The sequence below is a fragment of the Kitasatospora misakiensis genome (assembly GCF_042656005.1).
Taxonomy (GTDB): domain Bacteria; phylum Actinomycetota; class Actinomycetes; order Streptomycetales; family Streptomycetaceae; genus Kitasatospora; species Kitasatospora misakiensis.
On sequence record NZ_JBHSOF010000003.1, the window covers coordinates 157838 to 173212 of the forward strand.

General features: G+C 75.4%; 14 protein-coding genes. 8 read left to right on the top strand and 6 right to left on the bottom strand.

Translation table 11 applies throughout. The features are described from left to right. Positions 1–35: 35 nt before the first annotated feature. Complete coding sequence (locus ACFP3U_RS04520) at positions 36–1145, top strand: M20 family metallopeptidase (RefSeq protein WP_380223962.1); 1110 nt, start codon at positions 36–38, stop codon at positions 1143–1145. 119 nt (positions 1146–1264) lie between these two features. On the opposite strand, the gene ACFP3U_RS04525 is transcribed toward ACFP3U_RS04520, so the two are convergent. The 5 genes from ACFP3U_RS04525 to ACFP3U_RS04545 all read right to left on the bottom strand — a co-directional run bounded on the left by ACFP3U_RS04525 (position 1265) and on the right by ACFP3U_RS04545 (position 7003). Further along, positions 1265–2050, bottom strand: coding sequence for an AMP-binding protein (locus ACFP3U_RS04525; protein ID WP_380223845.1), 786 nt, complete (start codon positions 2048–2050; stop codon positions 1265–1267). Continuing rightward, complete coding sequence (locus tag ACFP3U_RS04530; protein ID WP_380223846.1) at positions 2050–2922, bottom strand: isochorismatase family protein; 873 nt, start codon at positions 2920–2922, stop codon at positions 2050–2052. Before ACFP3U_RS04530 ends, ACFP3U_RS04525 begins: the two co-directional genes overlap by 1 nt. Positions 2923–2951: 29 nt before the next feature. Beyond that, a complete protein-coding gene (locus ACFP3U_RS04535) occupies positions 2952–4706 on the bottom strand; it encodes a (2,3-dihydroxybenzoyl)adenylate synthase (protein ID WP_380223848.1) in 1755 nt (584 codons plus the stop codon). A 29-nt stretch (positions 4707–4735) separates the two neighbouring features. Further along, a complete protein-coding gene (gene dhbC, locus ACFP3U_RS04540) occupies positions 4736–5938 on the bottom strand; it encodes an isochorismate synthase DhbC (RefSeq protein WP_380223963.1) in 1203 nt (400 codons plus the stop codon). 207 nt (positions 5939–6145) lie between these two features. Beyond that, positions 6146–7003 carry a 2,3-dihydro-2,3-dihydroxybenzoate dehydrogenase gene (locus ACFP3U_RS04545; RefSeq protein ID WP_380223964.1) on the bottom strand — a complete coding sequence of 286 codons (858 nt, stop codon included), beginning with the start codon at positions 7001–7003 and terminating at the stop codon, positions 6146–6148. A gap of 343 nt (positions 7004–7346) precedes the next feature. Between ACFP3U_RS04545 and ACFP3U_RS04550 the strand changes: the two genes are divergently transcribed. From ACFP3U_RS04550 to ACFP3U_RS04560, 3 genes are all read left to right on the top strand, one after another. Continuing rightward, positions 7347–8615, top strand: a complete 1269-nt coding sequence (locus tag ACFP3U_RS04550; protein WP_380223849.1) for an MFS transporter — start codon at positions 7347–7349, stop codon at positions 8613–8615. Positions 8616–8619: 4 nt separating this feature from the next. Beyond that, positions 8620–9348: a TetR/AcrR family transcriptional regulator gene (locus ACFP3U_RS04555; RefSeq protein ID WP_380223850.1), complete on the top strand. Its 729-nt coding sequence runs from the start codon at positions 8620–8622 to the stop codon at positions 9346–9348. Between the two features lie 98 nt (positions 9349–9446). Continuing rightward, entirely contained in the window at positions 9447–10148 is a 702-nt protein-coding gene (locus ACFP3U_RS04560; protein ID WP_380223851.1) for a siderophore-interacting protein, read from the top strand. A 35-nt stretch (positions 10149–10183) separates the two neighbouring features. Here the strand turns inward: ACFP3U_RS04560 and ACFP3U_RS04565 are convergent, their stop codons facing one another. After that, positions 10184–11428, bottom strand: a complete 1245-nt coding sequence (locus tag ACFP3U_RS04565; protein WP_380223852.1) for a CapA family protein — start codon at positions 11426–11428, stop codon at positions 10184–10186. Between the two features lie 375 nt (positions 11429–11803). On the opposite strand from ACFP3U_RS04565, the gene ACFP3U_RS04570 reads away from it, so the two are divergent. The 4 genes from ACFP3U_RS04570 to ACFP3U_RS04585 all read left to right on the top strand — a co-directional run bounded on the left by ACFP3U_RS04570 (position 11804) and on the right by ACFP3U_RS04585 (position 15342). After that, positions 11804–12082, top strand: a complete 279-nt coding sequence (locus ACFP3U_RS04570) for a dsRBD fold-containing protein (RefSeq protein WP_380223853.1) — start codon at positions 11804–11806, stop codon at positions 12080–12082. 161 nt (positions 12083–12243) lie between these two features. Further along, entirely contained in the window at positions 12244–13482 is a 1239-nt protein-coding gene (locus tag ACFP3U_RS04575; RefSeq protein WP_380223854.1) for a M48 family metalloprotease, read from the top strand. A gap of 38 nt (positions 13483–13520) precedes the next feature. Further along, positions 13521–13943, top strand: coding sequence for a MarR family winged helix-turn-helix transcriptional regulator (locus ACFP3U_RS04580; RefSeq protein WP_380223855.1), 423 nt, complete (start codon positions 13521–13523; stop codon positions 13941–13943). A gap of 97 nt (positions 13944–14040) precedes the next feature. Continuing rightward, positions 14041–15342, top strand: coding sequence for a PP2C family protein-serine/threonine phosphatase (locus ACFP3U_RS04585; RefSeq protein ID WP_380223856.1), 1302 nt, complete (start codon positions 14041–14043; stop codon positions 15340–15342). Positions 15343–15375 lie beyond the last annotated feature (33 nt).

Here is a 15375-nt window from a genome sequence, read left to right on the forward strand (position 1 = left end):
AGCCGACGGTCACCGCCGGGTCGGCCGACCCCGCACTGAAGGAGGCCGTGCGCGAGCGCGTCCTCGCCCACCAGGACGAGCTGCTGACGCTCAGCCGCCGTATCCACGCCCACCCGGAGACCGCGTTCGAGGAACACCGCGCCGCCGAGTGGTGCGCCCAACTGCTGCGCGAGCACGGCTACTCCGTCACCGCCGGGGCGCCCGGCCTGCCCACCGCATTCACCGCGAGCCTCGGCAGCGGGCCGGTCACCGTCGCGATCGTCTGCGAGTACGACGCCCTGCCCGGACTCGGCCACGCCTGCGGCCACAACCTCATCGCCGCCGGTCTGGGCGCCGCCCTCGGCCTCGCCCCGCACGCCGACCGACTCGGGCTCACCGTCCGAGTGGTCGGCGCACCCGCCGAGGAGCGCGGGGCCGGAAAGGCGCTGCTGCTGGACGCGGGCGCCTTCGATGGCGTGGACGCCGCGATGATGGTCCACCCCTGCCCGGTGGAGGTCGCCGACTTCCACTCCTTCGCGCTCGGCACGCTGTCCGTCCGCTACACCGGCCGCGCCGCCCACCCGAGCCTCAACCCGCACGAGGGGCGCAACGCCGCCGACGCCCTCACCGTCGCCCAGGTCGCGCTCGGGCTGCTGCGCCAGCAACTGCCGCCGCACTGGCGGGTGCACGGCATCACCACGGCCGCCGGGACGGCCCCCAACCTCATCCCCGACAGCGCCACCGCCGAGTACGAGATCCGGACCTCGGCCGCCGAGGACCTCGCGGCGCTGCGCGCCCGGGTCGAGGACTGTTTCCGGGCGGGCGCGCTGGCCACCGGGTGCGAGGTCGAGCTGACCCGGCCCGAGCCCGACTACCTGGACTTCCGCAGCGACCGCGGGCTGCTCGCGCTCTGGCGGGCCAACGCCGCGGCGGTGGGCCGCCCGGAGCCGGTCGAGAGCGGGCCCTTCGCCTGCACCGACATGGGCAACGTCTCCCACGTCGTACCGGCCATCCACCCGGTGCTGGACATCACCGGCGGCGCCTGCGGCCCGCACGAGGCCGCGTTCGTCGAGGCGGCCGTCTCGCCGGAGGCGGACCGCGCGATCCTGGACGGCGCGGTCGCGATGGCCTGGACAGCGGCCGACTTCGCGGCGGCCCGCGGGTGAGCTCCCGATGGGGGCTCGCGGATGGCGGCTGACAAATGACAGCTGACAGATTTCAGATATCAGATTCTGTCAGCTGTTATCTGTCAGCTGTCATTTGTCAGCCCGCTGCCGGCCCGCCGTCAGCCCCGCTCCGGGACCAGGTGCACCGGCCCCGGTTCGGGCAGCAGCTCGCCGAGTACCGCCGGCGCCGCCCGCAGGGCGGTCACCCCGGCCTCCCGGACCAGCTCCCCGACCTCGCCCGGACGGTCCGGGTCGGCCAGCACCAGCGCCGCCCCGGTCCGCAGCGGCCACAGGAACTCCCAGAGCGGCAGCCCGAGTTGCAGCATGCGGTCCGCCGGGCCCAGCCCGTACACGGCCTGCAGCTCACGCACCCGGCGGTCCACCTCGGCGTGCGTCGTCCACACCCCCGCCGGGCGCCCGCCCGGTCCGTACGCCCGGCACTGCGGGTGCTGCGGGGTGAGCGCCCGCGGCGGGTCGGTGACCGCCCGGCCGGCCAGCTCCGCGACGCTCGGCCGCTCCGCGCCCGGCACCCCCTCACCCACCACGCAGACCGGCGCCGCGTCCGCGAGCAGCCAGGAGAGCCGCCCCGGAGCGTCGTCCGGGTCCAGCGCCAGGTACGCCGCACCCGACTTGGCCACCGCCAGCAGCGCCGCTACAAGGTCGGCGGGGCGGAGGGTGAGCGCGAGGCCGACGACCGTACCGGGGCGGGCGCCGCGGTCCGTCAGGCAGCGCGCCAGCCGGTTGGCCGCGGCGTTCAACTCGCCGTAGCTCACCGGCGCTCCGCCGGCCGGCAGCAGCGCCGGGGCGTCCGGCGTCCGCGCGGCCTGCGCCTCGATCGGGCCGACCGCCGTGGTCGACGGCCACTTCCCCGCTCGCGCCGACCGCGTCGCCGTGCCGGGCTCCATCAGGACGCGCCGAGCAGTTCGGCCCAGGCCTCGACGGCCGGGCGCTCGGCCAGTTGGAGGAAGGCCACCTCGGCGCCCTCGGCCCGCCAGCGCTCGGCGAGCGCCATCAGCCGCACCGAGTCCAGGCCCCAGTCGGCCAGGTTCTCGTCCAGCGGGATGTCCGCCGGGTCCTCGCCGAGCAGGTCGGCGACCTCGGCCCGGATCCGCTCCACGGTGAAGGCCATGCCCGTCACTTCCCTTCCACGACGGCCCACTACGGCGTCGGTACCGGTGACGACGCCGCAGCGCCCGGCCACCCAGGTGAGCGCGGCGCGGTGCTCGTCCGCGCCGAAGTCGGCGACCGCGTCGGCCACCACGAAGGCCCGGATGTCCCGCATCCAGGCGTCGCAGGCGGTCGCCTGCACCCCGATGTGCGTGTACACGCCGGTGATCACCAGCTCGTCGCGGCCCTGCTCGCGGAGCAGCTCGTCCAGCTCGGTGCGGACGAAGGCGCTGTACTTCCACTTGGTGAGCAGGCGGTCGCCCTCGGCCGGGGCGACCGCGTCGGCGACGGCCGCTGCCCGCGGGTCGTCCGGGATGCCCGGGCCCCAGAAGTCCTGCTGGAGGCCCCGCTGTTCGGCGCTCTGGCCGCCCGGCTGCGCCGAGTAGACGACGGGCACGCCGTGTTCGGCGGCCCAGGCGCGCAGCCGGTTGACGTTGGCGAACAGCTCGGTGACCGGCGCGGCCGACGTGTCGAAGGCGCTGAGGAAGTGGTTCTGCAGGTCGTGCACCAGCAGCACGGCCCGGGACGGGTCGACCGTCCAGTCGACCCGGTTGGCCGGCAGCTCGGCGGCGGCGGGCATCGGATAGGAGGGGATGCGGGGCAGGCCCACGGCAGTGCGTCCTTAACGTGTCGGGGAGTTCAGGAGGAGGAGAGGGAGGAGGTGACGGAGGACGTGACGGAGGAGCTGAGGGAGGCGGCGATCGCGGCGCGCAGGTCCTTCTTGCTGACCTTGCCGATGCCGGTGGCGGGGAAGGCGTCGACGAACTCGACCCGGTCCGGCACCTTGAAGTCGGCCAGTCCGCGCCCGCGCACGAAGCGCTTCAGCTCGACGGGCTTCGGTGGCCGCGCGCGGTGTTCCTCGCGCAGCACCACATAGGCGCAGGTGCGCTCGCCGAGGTACGGGTCGGGCATCGAGACCACCGCGGCGTCGTGCACGGCCGGGTGGGCCAGCAGGTGGTTCTCGATCTCCTCGGCGGCGACCTTCTCGCCGCCCCGGTTGATCTGGTCCTTGGCCCGGCCCTCGACCACCAGGTGGCCGGTGGCGGTGCGGCGGACCAGGTCGCCGGTGCGGTAGAAGCCGTCTGGGGTGAAGGAGTTGACGTTGTGCTCGGGGGCGTTCCAGTAGCCGCGGATGGTGTACGGGCCGCGGGTGAGCAGGTGGCCGGTGGTGCCGTCGGGCAGGTCGCGGTCCTCGTCGTCGACGACCCGCACCTCGTCGTCCGGGGAGATCGGTCGGCCCTGGGTGGTGACGATCACCTCCTCCGGGTCGTCCAGCCGGGTGTAGTTGACGAGGCCCTCGGCCATCCCGAACACCTGCTGGAGGGTGCAGCCCAGCACCGGGCGCACCCGTCGGGCCGCCTCCTCGCTGAACTTGGCGCCGCCGACGAGCAGCACCTCCAGCGTCTCCAGCCCGAGGTCCTCGCCGGCCGAGCGACGCCGCTCGGCGGCCTCCAGCCAGAGCAGGGCCAGCGGCGGAACCAGGCCGGTGACGGTCACGCCCTCGCGCTCGATCAGCGGGAACGCCGTCTCCGGGCTGGGCTGCGGACAGAGCACCACCCGGCCGCCCGCGTACAGCGTGCCGAGCGAACCCGGGGAGCTGAGCGGGAAGTTGTGCGCGGCGGGCAGCACGACGAGGTGGACGCTGCGCGCGTCCTGGCCGCAGAGCTCGACCGAGCCGCGCAGCGAGTAGATGTAGTCGTCGTGGGTGCGCGGGATGAGCTTGGGCACCCCGGTGCTGCCGCCGGACAGTTGGAGGAAGGCGACGTCCCCGGGCTGCGGCTCGGGCACACGGGAACCGGACGGGGCCGCACCGGACGGGTCGAGCGGGACGTCGGCCAGCGGGGTGTGCTCGCCGGCGTCCCCGCCCACCACCAGGACGTGCCGCAGTGTGGGCGTCTCCGCCCGCACCCGGCTTGCCAGTTCGCGGTGGTCGAAGCCGCCCTCGACGGCCGGGATCACATAGCCGACGGCACCGGTGAAGGCGCAGAAGTAGGAGATCTCGGTGTACCGGTGGGCGGGCAGCGCGAAGACCGGCAGCGCACCGATCCGGAAGAGCCCGAAGACCACCTCGAAGAACTCGGCCACATTGGGGAGTTGGACCACCACGCGGTCGCCCCGGCCGATGCCGCGGGCCCGCAGCCCGGCGGCCATCCGGTCGGCCCGCCGGTCGAGTTCGGCGTACGTCCAGCGGCGGGTCGGGTCGTCGCCCGCGCCGCCGGCCGGGTCGACGATCGCGATCCGGTCGGGGTGGGCGGCGGCGCGCTCGCGCAGCATCGAACCGAAGGTCTCGCCGCGCCAGTGGCCGGCGGCCCGGTAGCGGGCGGCGAACTCGGCCGGGTACGGCGCGAATCCGGCGAGCACCTCGGCCATCGCGTCGTCGCGCGGATCGGTCATGTCGGTGTCTCCCGGGCCGGCCTGGCCACTCATCGCGGCACCCCCGCGGCGTCCAGGAAGGTGCGGAACTTGGCGCTGGTCTCGGCGAGTTCGGCCTCCGGCCGGGAGTCGGCGACCACGCCCGCGCCCGCGAACACCCGCAGCGTCCGCTCGTCGGCCTCGGCGCAGCGCAGGGTGACCACCCACTCACCGTCGCCGTCCGCGCCGCCCCACCCGACCATGCCCGTGTAAAGGCCCCGGTCGAACGGCTCGATCGCGCGGATCGCCTCGCGGGCCAGCGGGGTCGGGCTGCCGCAGACCGCCGGGGTCGGGTGCAGGGCGACGGCCAGCTCCAGGGCGGAGACGTCCGGGTCGGCCAGTTCGCCGGTGATGGTGGTGGCCAGGTGCCACATCGCGGCGGTGCGCACCAGGGTGGGCCGCGCCGGCACGTCCAGGGTGCGGCAGTACGGCGCGAGCGCGGCGTGGATGGCGTCCACCACGAACGCGTGCTCCTGGAGGTCCTTGGGCGACTCCAGCAGCGCGGCGGCGCGGCGGACGTCCTCGCCGAGGTCGGCGCTGCGCGGGACCGAGCCGGCCAGCGGGTTGGCGACGACGGTGGTTCCGCTGCGCGAGAGGAGCAGTTCGGGGCTGGCGCCGATGAGGGTACGGCCGCCGCCGGCGGGGACGGCGAAGGTGTAGCCGCCGGGGTCGCGGCGGCCGAGGCGCTGGAGGATCGCCGGCAGGTCGAGCGGGCGGTCGGCGCGCAGCTCCAGGGTGCGGGAGAGCACCACCTTGCTCAACTCGCCGTCCTGGAGGCGGTGCACGGCCTCGGCGACACCCGCGCCGTACGCCTCGGGCGCGGGCAGCGGGCGGACGGTCCAGTCGATCCGGTCGGCGGCCGGGGCGGGCAGCGCGATCAGCGGGTCGTCGCGCAGGGCGCCGCAGGTGCGGAGCGCGGCGGGGACGGCGAGTTCGGCCCGGCTGTCGTGGTCGAACGCCACCGCGCCCACCACCAGCGGGTGTTCGACGCCGTCCCGGCGGGCCTGGGCGAGGGTCGCGGTGACCCGGTCGACCAGCGGGCGCCCGTCCTGGGGCACCCGGGCGTGCACGCCCTCGGCGAGCAGCGTGCGGGTCGGGGAGGCGAAGAACGCCTCGTCGGGCGCGGCCCGATACTGGCCCAGCAGCCCGCTGGCCGCGCCGATGACGGTGTGGTCCGTCCCGGCGGGGGCGTGGTGCACCGTGGTCACCTGGATTCTCCCAGTCTGCGAGTGGCCGCCGGCGCTGCTCGTCGCGGCGGTCGGCGGGTGGTGTGGTCCGGGGACGCGCCCCGGTGGGGGTGCGGTCCCGATGGGGCGCCGGGCCCCGGGTGCGGCGCGTCCTCGGGCGTCGAGGGTCGTGACGCGCCGGAGGTGGGGCCGTCGTGGAGTCGTGGCGGGGCGGTGCGCGGAGCCGTTGTGGCGTCAGGCGCGCAGGGTGGCGCCGCCGTCCACGTAGAGGTCGTGCATGGTGATGTGGCGGGCCCGGTCGGAGACCAGGAAGGCCACCGCCTCGGCGACGTCGGCGGGTTGGGCGATCCGGCCGAGCGGGATGCCGACCCGGTAGTCGGCCGGGTCGCCGTCGATGACGCGCCGCTCGGCGGCCTCGGCGTCGTCCTGCCAGAGCGCGCGCTGCATCTCGGTGTCGGTGGAGCCGGGCGAGACGATGTTGCAGCGCACCCCCGAGCGGCCGAGTTCCAGGCCGAGACACCGGGTGAACATGGTGGCCGCCGCCTTGGAGGCCGCATAGGCGGCCATTCCGGTGCGCGGCACGCCCGCGGCGTTGGAGCCGACGGTGACGATGACGCCGCCGCCGCGTTCGGCCATCCGCCGCCCGAGTGCCCGGGAGGTGTGGAAGACCCCGGTGGTGTTGACCGCGAAGGTGTCGGCCCAGTCCCGGTCGGTGAGTTCGACGGCGGGCGCGGCGCGCAGGATTCCCGCGACGTTCACCAGGATCCCGACGGGGCCGAGTTGACGCTCCATCAGTTCGACGGTCGACTCGACGGCCGCCGCGTCGGAGACGTCCAGCAGATAGGGGTGGACGGGACCGCCGGAGGCGGGACCACCCGAGGCGGGGTCGCCCGGCCGGCCCGACAGCTCGTCCGCGAGTTCGGCGAGCGGCCCCGGGTTGCGGTCGACCGCCGCGACGGTGGCGCCCGCGGCGACGAGCGCCCGCGTCACCGCCGCGCCGATCCCCTGCCCGGCGCCGGTGACCATCGCCACGGCGCCGGCGAGTTCGGACTGCTGCACAGAAAATCCCCTCCGACCAGCGACATTAGGCAAGGCTAACCTAACACAACTGTTCGCACTCGCCGAGAGGTCGCGCGAGGCCGGGCGAAGACCCTGCTGAGCCGTCAACTACGCACCTCCGCACCTCCGAAACGCATCGATGGGCCGCATGGCACCTCCGGCCGCCCAGGCCGAGCCGGAGCGGTGGGGCGACGAAGGTAGACGCAACGTTGCGTCCAGTGTTAGCGTCGAAACGTTGGATCGAGACGCAACGTTGCGTCCACTTTCACCTCCGGCAGCGTGCGCCCGCACGCCGCGACAGCCGGACCGGCACTGCCGCCGACGCCGACACCGGCGCGCCCTTCCTCCACCCGCGCCGTCACCCCGAGGAGCACCCATGCCCTCCGCCCCGCCCCGACGCCCCGGCAGGCCGCTCGCCCCGGCCGCCGTCGCCCTCGCCTTCTGGGTCACCATGGCCGGCACCACCGTCCCGACCCCGCTCTATCCGCTCTACCAACACGCCTTCGGCTTCTCGACGTTCACCGTCACGGTGATCTTCGCCGTCTACGCGCTCGGCGTCGTCGCCGGCCTGCTCGCCCTCGGCCGCCTCTCCGACCAGATCGGCCGACGCCCCGTCATCGTCACCGCCCTGCTGCTCGCCGCGGGCGCCGCCGCGCTCTTCGAGGCCGCCGACTCGCTGCCCTGGCTGCTCGCCGCCCGAGTCCTCTCCGGCTTCGGCGCCGCCCTGGTCACCGGCGCCGCCACGGCCGCCCTGCTCGACCTCGCCCCGCCCGAGCGCCGGCTGCGCGCCCAGACCGTCGCACTGACCGCCAACATGGGCGGGCTGGCCGGCGGCACCCTGTTCGCCGGCGTCCTCGCCGAATGGGCCGGTTCACCGCTGCGACTGCCCTGGACCGTCATGCTCGTCCTCACCGGCGCCGCCCTGTTCGGTCTGTTCGCCGTCCCCGAGACGGTGCCCGCCGAGGTCCGCGCCGGCGCCCGGTTCCACCTGCGGCTCCAGCCGCTGCACGTCCCGCCCGCCATCCGGCCCGCGTTCCTGCGCGCCGCGCTCGCCGGTGGCGCCGGCTTCGCCGTCACCGGCGTGCTCACCGCCGTCAGCGGGCTCTTCCTGGCCACCGTGCTCGGCCTGCACAACCATGCGCTCACCGGGCTCGTGGTCGCCCTGGCCTTCCTCTCCACCGCCGTCGGGCAACTGCTCGTCCGCGTCCTGCCGCCGGCCCGCACGCTGCCGCTGGCCTGCGCCGGGCTGGTGCTGGCCGCCGCACTGGTGGCCGGTGCGCTGCTCGGCGGGGCACTGCCGCCGCTGCTGCTCGGCGCCTGCGTCAACGGCCTGGCCACCGGCACGGCCATCGGCACCGGGCTGGGCGCCATCAACGGCGGGGTGGAGCCGCACCGGCGCGGCGAGGCGGTCTCCGCGTTCTTCGCGGTGCTGTTCACCATGCTCTCGGTGCCGGTGATCGGCGTCGGCGTGCTCGTCCGGGCGACCGGACTGCGCACCGCCGGGGTCACCTTCAGCGCCGCGGTCGCCGTCCTGGCCCTCGCCGTCGCGGCCGGCCTGGTCCGCCGTCCGCGCGCGGCGGCACCGGCTCCGGCGTCGGCTCCGACGGCGGCCAAGGCGTCGGCCGCCCGTACCGGCAAGGCGTGAGAGGATGGCCGCGACCACGCTCAACGGCCCGCAGCCGCCCCCGGACAAGGACCACGACACCATCGCCGCCCAGCCCCGCCCCGCCACCGGAAGCCGCGCCGTCGGCGGCCGGGCCACCGCTGCCGCAGGCACGGCGACAGGCGCGAGCAAGGGCGGCACGGCGAAGGGCGAAGTCGCCGCAGGTAGCAGCGGCCGGCGCAGCGAGGCCGCGCGCCTGGCGGTGCTGAACGCCGCCGACGACCTCCTGGTGGAGCAGGGCTTCGAGAGCCTGACCATCGAGGGCATCGCCGCCGCCGCCGGGGTCGCCAAGCAGACCATCTACCGGTGGTGGAAGTCGAAGGTCGACATCCTCTTCGACAACCTCGTCCTGGACGCCGCCACCGGCCTGGCCTGGCCCGCCGAGACGCCCGCCGACCCGGCCGACCTGCGCGCCTACGTCCACCGGTTCGCGGACTTCCTCGGCAACGCGCCGGCCGGCAAGGTCCTCCAGGCGCTCCTGGGCCACGCCCAACTGGACGCCAGGACGGCCGAGTTGCTGCACGGCGGTTTCCTGGACGCACTGCGCTCCCGGGACGTCGCGCACACCCGCACCTGCCTCGGGCTCACCACGGACGAGGCCGCCGTGGTGCTGGACGCCCTGCTCGCCCCGCTCTACCACCGCGCCCTGGTGCTGCGCCGCCCGCTGGACCCGGCGTTCGTCGACGCGCTGCTCGACCAGCACCTGCCGCGCTGACGCGCGCCCCTCCCGCTCGACCCCTCCGCGCCGCACCCCACCGCGCCCGTGTTCACCTCCGGGCCCGCTACGGCGCCACCCCATTCCCTGGAGTCACCGTGTTCCGTCGCCCCCGGCCGACCCACGACGTACGGGTCACCGCCGTCACCTCGCTCACCCCCGCCCTCGTCCGGCTCACCTTCGCCGGGCCCAGCCTGGACACCCTCGCCGTCGAACACGCCACCCAGTGGGTCAAGTTGGCGACCCCGGAGGGCCGTTCCCGGGCCTACACCATCCGGCACCACCGCCCCGCCGGGCGAGAGGTGGACATCGACGTCGTGCTGCACGGCAACGGTCCGCTCTCCCGCTGGGCCGCGACCGTCCGCCCCGGCGACGAGGCCCGACTGTCCGGACCGCGCGGCCGTCGGCCCTCCTTCGAGGACGCCGAGCACGTGCTGCTCGCCGCCGACGAGAGCGCCCTGCCCGCCGCGCTCACCATCCTGGAGGAGCTCCCGCCGACCGTTCCGGTCACCGTGTTCGTCGAGGTCGGCGACGCCACCGGGGCCACCCTGCCGCTACCCGCCCGGCCCGGCCTGACCGGCCACTGGCTGACCCGCGACCCTGCCCGCCCGAAGGGCCGGACGCTCTCCGACACCCTGCTCGCCACCGACCTCCCGCCCGGCACCACCGCCTGGCTGGCCGGCGAGGCCCACGCCGTGGCCACCGTCCGGCGCCACCTGCTCACCGACTGGGCCCTCCCTCGCGAACGCGTCCACAGCAAGGGCTACTGGAAGCACGGCGAGGCCGACCACAAGGACTGACGGAGCGTCATATCGCGGTCGCCGCCGCGTCTCTCTCAGTGCGAGGCGGCCGTGGCGGGTGCGGAGCTTGTGGGTCCGGTGGTTCGAGCGGACGGGGAGCCGGCGGCGGCGCCCGGGACCGGGGAGAGCCCGGTGCAGTCCCGCAGGCCGTCCCGGCGCTTGAGCGCGGCGGTGGCGGCGGCGCCGGTCTGCGACACCGGCACGCCCCGGTCGTCGACGGTCGCCGGGGCGAACGCCTCGCCGAGCACCTTGCCGGCCGGGCTCACGGTCAGCGTGGTGACGCCGGTCTCGTTGGAGTTGGCGTAGTTGGAGGTGCCGTACCAGAGGAAGTTGCCGAAGCCGTACCCGATGTAGGTGGAGCCGAGCATGCCCGCGCCGAGCATGGTGTGCGCGTGGGTGCCGACGACGGCGGTCGCGCCCGCGCCCGCGAGCTTCTTGGCGATGGCGGTCTGGGCGCCGGTCGGGCAGGCCTTGCCCTCGTCGCCCCAGTGCAGGTAGACCAGCACGACCGGTGCCTGCCGCTTCGCCTCCTCGACCGCCTTCACCAGGGCGGCCTGGTCCAGCGCCGAGGCGATGCCGGGCTTGTTCGCACCGGCGCGCCACTTCTGGTTGGTGAGGTCCTCGACCTGGCTGGCCGCGACCACCGCGACCTTCACCCCGCGCACGGTGGTGACGTACGGGGCGTACGCCTCCTGGGAGTTGCGGCCGAAGCCGACGATCGGGAGCGGTGAGGAGGCCTTCGCGGCGAGGGTGTCGGCGAGACCGTCGGCGCCGAAGTCGACGGCGTGGTTGTTGGCGAGCGAGACGACGTCGACGCCGGAGTCCTTGAGCGCCGTGAGCGCCTTCGGCGAGGTGCGGAAGGTGTACGTCTTCGGCTCGGGCGCGCCGCGGTCGGTGATCGCCGTCTCCAGGTTGAGGACGGCGAGGTCGGCGGCGGAGAGGGACTTGGCGATCGGGCCGAGGGCCGTCTCGGGGGGCTGGACGGAGAGCCGGGCCTCGGTGCGGCCCTCGAAGTGGACGTCCCCGGCGAACGCCACCGTGATGCTGCCGTCGGCGCGGGGCGCTCCGCCGTCCGCGGACGTCTGGTCGCCGGGGGCGGCGGACGCGGCGGACGCGGCGGCGTCGGGCGAGGCCTTCGCGGCGGCGGCGTCACCGGCGGCATCGGCGGCATCGGCGGGCCTGGAGGCCTTGGCGGTGGCCGGACCGGAGTCGTCCGGTCCGCAGGCGGCCACGGGTATCAGCCCGAGCAGCAGTGCGACGGCGGCCGCGGCACGGCGCATGAGTGTTCCCCCAGGGGTCGATCCGGAAGCGGTCAGCCTACGCCACTCCCCCGCGTCTGCCTCGCTCCACATCCACAACCACCGGCCGCCCGTCGGCACACGTCCGACCCCCGGAACGCACGGCGCAGCGGGCACAGGCCGGCCACTGGCCCGACCGTCCCGATCCGCGCGCCGAGCGGGCCGCGGTGTCCCTGGCGCGACGGCCGGACGGCGCGCAGCGTGGAAGCGTGGCGGCGCGGTGGGGGACGGCAGGCGAGGGCGCGGGGGCCGGACGGCAGGTGGTGGGTCATGGCCGGCAACGGGAGTGCGGCGAACGGTCGGCGGATCGTGGTCGGGATCGACGGATCGGCGCCCTCGAAAGCGGCGTCGGAGGGAGTGGCGGAAGCAGAAGGGGACGGGCAGCCGACCGTCCGCACCAAGGACTGGCAGCTGAGCCTGCACGTGGTCGAGGAGCGGGACACCACCCGGGTGCACGCCGTGCTCGACGCCGACGGCGACGTGCTGCACAGCGACGCGCTCGCCCGCCGCAATCCGCTCGACGCCCCGGCTCCGGCGGTGGGCGACGAGTTCGCGGTCGGCCGGGCGCTGATCGACCTCGGTCACCAGTTGCTCCGCGCGGGTACCCGGCGCGCCACGGGGCCCGTCGAGGAGTGACATGCTGGCTGCCGGGGGACGACGAACCACGGACACCCCGCCGAGCACCACCCGCCGTACCGCCCGCCGACCGGCCGTTGACGACTGACGGACGCCGCCCTCCGGACGGCGACTGACAGCTGACAATTGACAACTGACAGATTTCAGATGACGGATAACAGATGACAGATTCTGTCAGCCCAACCCCGGGCGACCACCCCTCCGCGCCCTCCCCCGCCCCCGACTTCACCCCCGCCCAGCGCGCCCGCGGCCGCGCGCTGCGCCGCGCCCAGCTCCCGTGGGCCCTCGGCGGGCGCCTCGCCGGCCTGGCGCTGACCCTCGCACTCGGCCTGACCCCCGCCGGCGCCGGGCTGGTGTCGGCGGTCGGGGGCTGGTTCGGCGGCTCCTGGGCGGCGGAGGTGCTCGGCGGGGCCGCCGCCCTGGTGCTGCTCGGCCAACTGACACAGCTGCCGTTCGGGGCGGGCGCCCGGTCGGTCCGGGCCCGGTTCGGCCTGGTCACCCAGGGCTGGGCCGGCTGGGCGGTGGACGCGCTGCGCGGGCTCGCCCTCACCCTCGCCCTCGCCCTGCCGGTGGCCCTCGGCCTGTACGCGCTCACCGGCCGTTCGCCGGAGCACTGGTGGCTCCCGGCGGCGGGCGCGGCCGCGCTGCTGACCGCCGCGCTCTCCTTCCTCTACCCGCTGCTCGTCGAGCCGGTGTTCAACCGCTTCACCCCGATGACCCCGGGCCCGCTGCGCGAGTCGCTGCTGGGCCTGGCCGCCCGGGACGGCGTCCGGGTGCGGGACGTCCTGGTGGCGGACGCCTCGCGCCGGACGACGGCACTGAACGCGTACGTCTCGGGCCTGGGGGCGACGCGGCGGATCGTCGCGTACGACACGCTGCTGTCGACCGCCGATCCGCGCGAGGTGGAGCTGGTGGTGGCGCACGAGCTGGGGCACGTCAAGCACCGGGACGTGCTGACCGGGACGGTGCTGGGCGCGGTCGGCGCGGCCGTGGTGGTGGCCCTGCTGGGCCTGGCGTCCGGCTGGGACGCGCTGCTGTCGGCGGCCGGCGCGGCGGACGCGGCCGATCCGCGGTCGCTGCCGCTGCTGGCGGCGTGCGCGGCGGTACTGGGCGCGCTGTCCGGTCCGGTGCAGTGCGCGGTAAGCCGTCGGGTGGAGACCCGGGCCGACCTGCACGCGCTCGAACTCACCGAGGACGCCGAGCAGTTCGTCGCGATGCAGCGCAGACTGGCGCTGACCAACGTGTCCGACGTCGACCCGCCGCGAGTGCTTGAGCTACTGTTCGCCACTCATCCGAGCGCGACCCGCCGGATCGCGGCGGCGCGCACCTGGCAGGCCGGCCGGGCCGGTGCGCCGGACGCTCCGTCCGGAGCTTCGAGCAGGCCCGAAACCGTTGTATGATGCAACTAATTTCCCGAGCACCGAGGAGGTAGGTCACCGTGCCCGACCGCGAGACGTCCATCGCCACCATCCAGCGCGAACTGACCGCCTTCGCCCGCCGCGCCCGGCACAAGGCCTCCCAGCTGCACCCCGACCTCTCCCTGGTCACCTACAGCGTCCTGGACCTCATCACCGAGCGCGGCGGCTGCCGGGCCGCCGACGTCGCCGCGCACTTCATGCTCGACAAGTCCACGGTGAGCCGCCAGGTCACCGCCCTGGAGAAGCTCGGGCTGCTGCGCCGCGAGACCGACCCGGAGGACCAGCGCGGCCAGATCCTGCTCGCCACCGAGGCCGGCCTGACCCTGCTGCGCGAGGCCAACGAGCAGCGGCGGCTCTCCTTCGCGGCCCGCTTCACCGACTGGACGGACGAGGACGTCGCCCGGTTCGCCGACTACCTGGCCCGCTACGGCGCGGAGGACTGACCCGGGCGCCCGCCGCGCCGCCCGCCCGCCGCACGACCGCCGCACCGCCGACCGCCTCGGGGTGCGGCGGACCGCCCGGACGGTGTACAGAGGAGAGGTGCCACCTCGGCAGCCTCCCCGCGCGCGGCGTCCCGACGAGCGGCGTCCCGACGAACGGCGTTCCCGTGACCGCCGCCGTTCCTGGCGGCCCGGGCGGCCCGACCGCCGCGCGCTGACGGCCGTACCGCTCGCCCTGATCGTGCTGATCACCGTGGTCGACGCGCTCTCGCCGCCGGACGTCCACCTGGGCCCGCTGCTGATCGTCGCCCCCGCCCTCACCGCCTCGCTGGCCGGCGCCCGCGTCACCGCCCTCGTCGCCCTGCTCGCCCTCGCCGCGCTCACCGTCCTCGGCATCGTGCGCGACGGCCTCACCACGGTCAGCCACCAGACCCAGCTGGGCGCGCTGCTCGTCGTCTCGGCGCTCATCGTCGGCCTGCGCGTCCTGCGCGACCGGCACGAACGCGAGCTGGCGCAGGTCCGCTCCGTCTCCGAAGCCGCCCAGCGCGTCCTGCTGCGCCCACTGCCGGACCGGATCGGCCCGCTGCACCTCGCCTCCGTCTACCTGGCCGCCGAGGCCGAGGCGCAGGTCGGCGGCGACCTCTACGCGGCGGCCCGCACCACCACCGGCACCCGGCTGCTGGTCGGCGACGTCCGTGGCAAGGGCCTCTCCTCGCTCGGCGACGCCGCCCTGCTGCTGGGCGCCTTCCGCGCCGCCGCCCATCTGTACGCCGACCTGCCCGGCCTCGTCGGCCACCTCGACGGCAGCATCGCCTGGGACCTCGCCCAGCTCGCCGAGCAGCAGCGCGCCCAGGAGCAGGAGCAGCTCCGCCCCCGCCCGTTCCGCCGCCCCGCCGCGCACCCCCGGACCCGTCCACCGCCCCGCTCCGCCGCGCGGACACCGGCCCGGACACCGGACACCGGCACCCCGAACGACAGCGACGAGTCGTTCATCACCGCCGTCGTCCTCGACATCCCGGACGGCGGCTCGATGGTCCGCCTCGTCGACTGCGGCCACCCGCCGCCGCTGCTCCTGCACGGCGGCGAGGTCACCGTGCTGGAGCCGACCCGTACGGCGCCCCCGCTGGGCCTCGGCGAACTGGCACCGGCGCCCTACGTGGTCGAGGAGTTCCCGTTCCTGCCCGGCGATCGGCTGCTGATCTACACGGACGGCGTGATCGAGGCCCGCGACGCCGAGCGGCGGTTCTACCCGCTGCGCGAGCGGGTCGCCGAGCGGATCGCCGCCCACCCGGCCGAGCGTCCGGCCGCCCTGCTGCACCACCTGCGCCGCGACCTGCTCGCCCACGTCGGCGGGCGGCTCGACGACGACGCGGCGATGGTCGTCGTGGAGCGCCTCGGCTGACACGCGGGCCATCCCCCCGGGGGACGCGCGCGG

What these genes read in the sequence shown, in the direction of transcription:
- ACFP3U_RS04525 (WP_380223845.1), bottom strand. Translation starts at nt 2,050, where the DNA reads ATGGAGCCCGGCACGGCGACGCGGTCGGCGCGAGCGGGGAAGTGGCCG.
- ACFP3U_RS04535 (WP_380223848.1), bottom strand. Translation starts at nt 4,706, where the DNA reads ATGACCGATCCGCGCGACGACGCGATGGCCGAGGTGCTCGCCGGATTC.
- ACFP3U_RS04550 (WP_380223849.1), top strand. Translation starts at nt 7,347, where the DNA reads ATGCCCTCCGCCCCGCCCCGACGCCCCGGCAGGCCGCTCGCCCCGGCC.
- ACFP3U_RS04555 (WP_380223850.1), top strand. Translation starts at nt 8,620, where the DNA reads ATGGCCGCGACCACGCTCAACGGCCCGCAGCCGCCCCCGGACAAGGAC.
- ACFP3U_RS04565 (WP_380223852.1), bottom strand. Translation starts at nt 11,428, where the DNA reads ATGCGCCGTGCCGCGGCCGCCGTCGCACTGCTGCTCGGGCTGATACCC.
- ACFP3U_RS04575 (WP_380223854.1), top strand. Translation starts at nt 12,244, where the DNA reads ATGACAGATTCTGTCAGCCCAACCCCGGGCGACCACCCCTCCGCGCCC.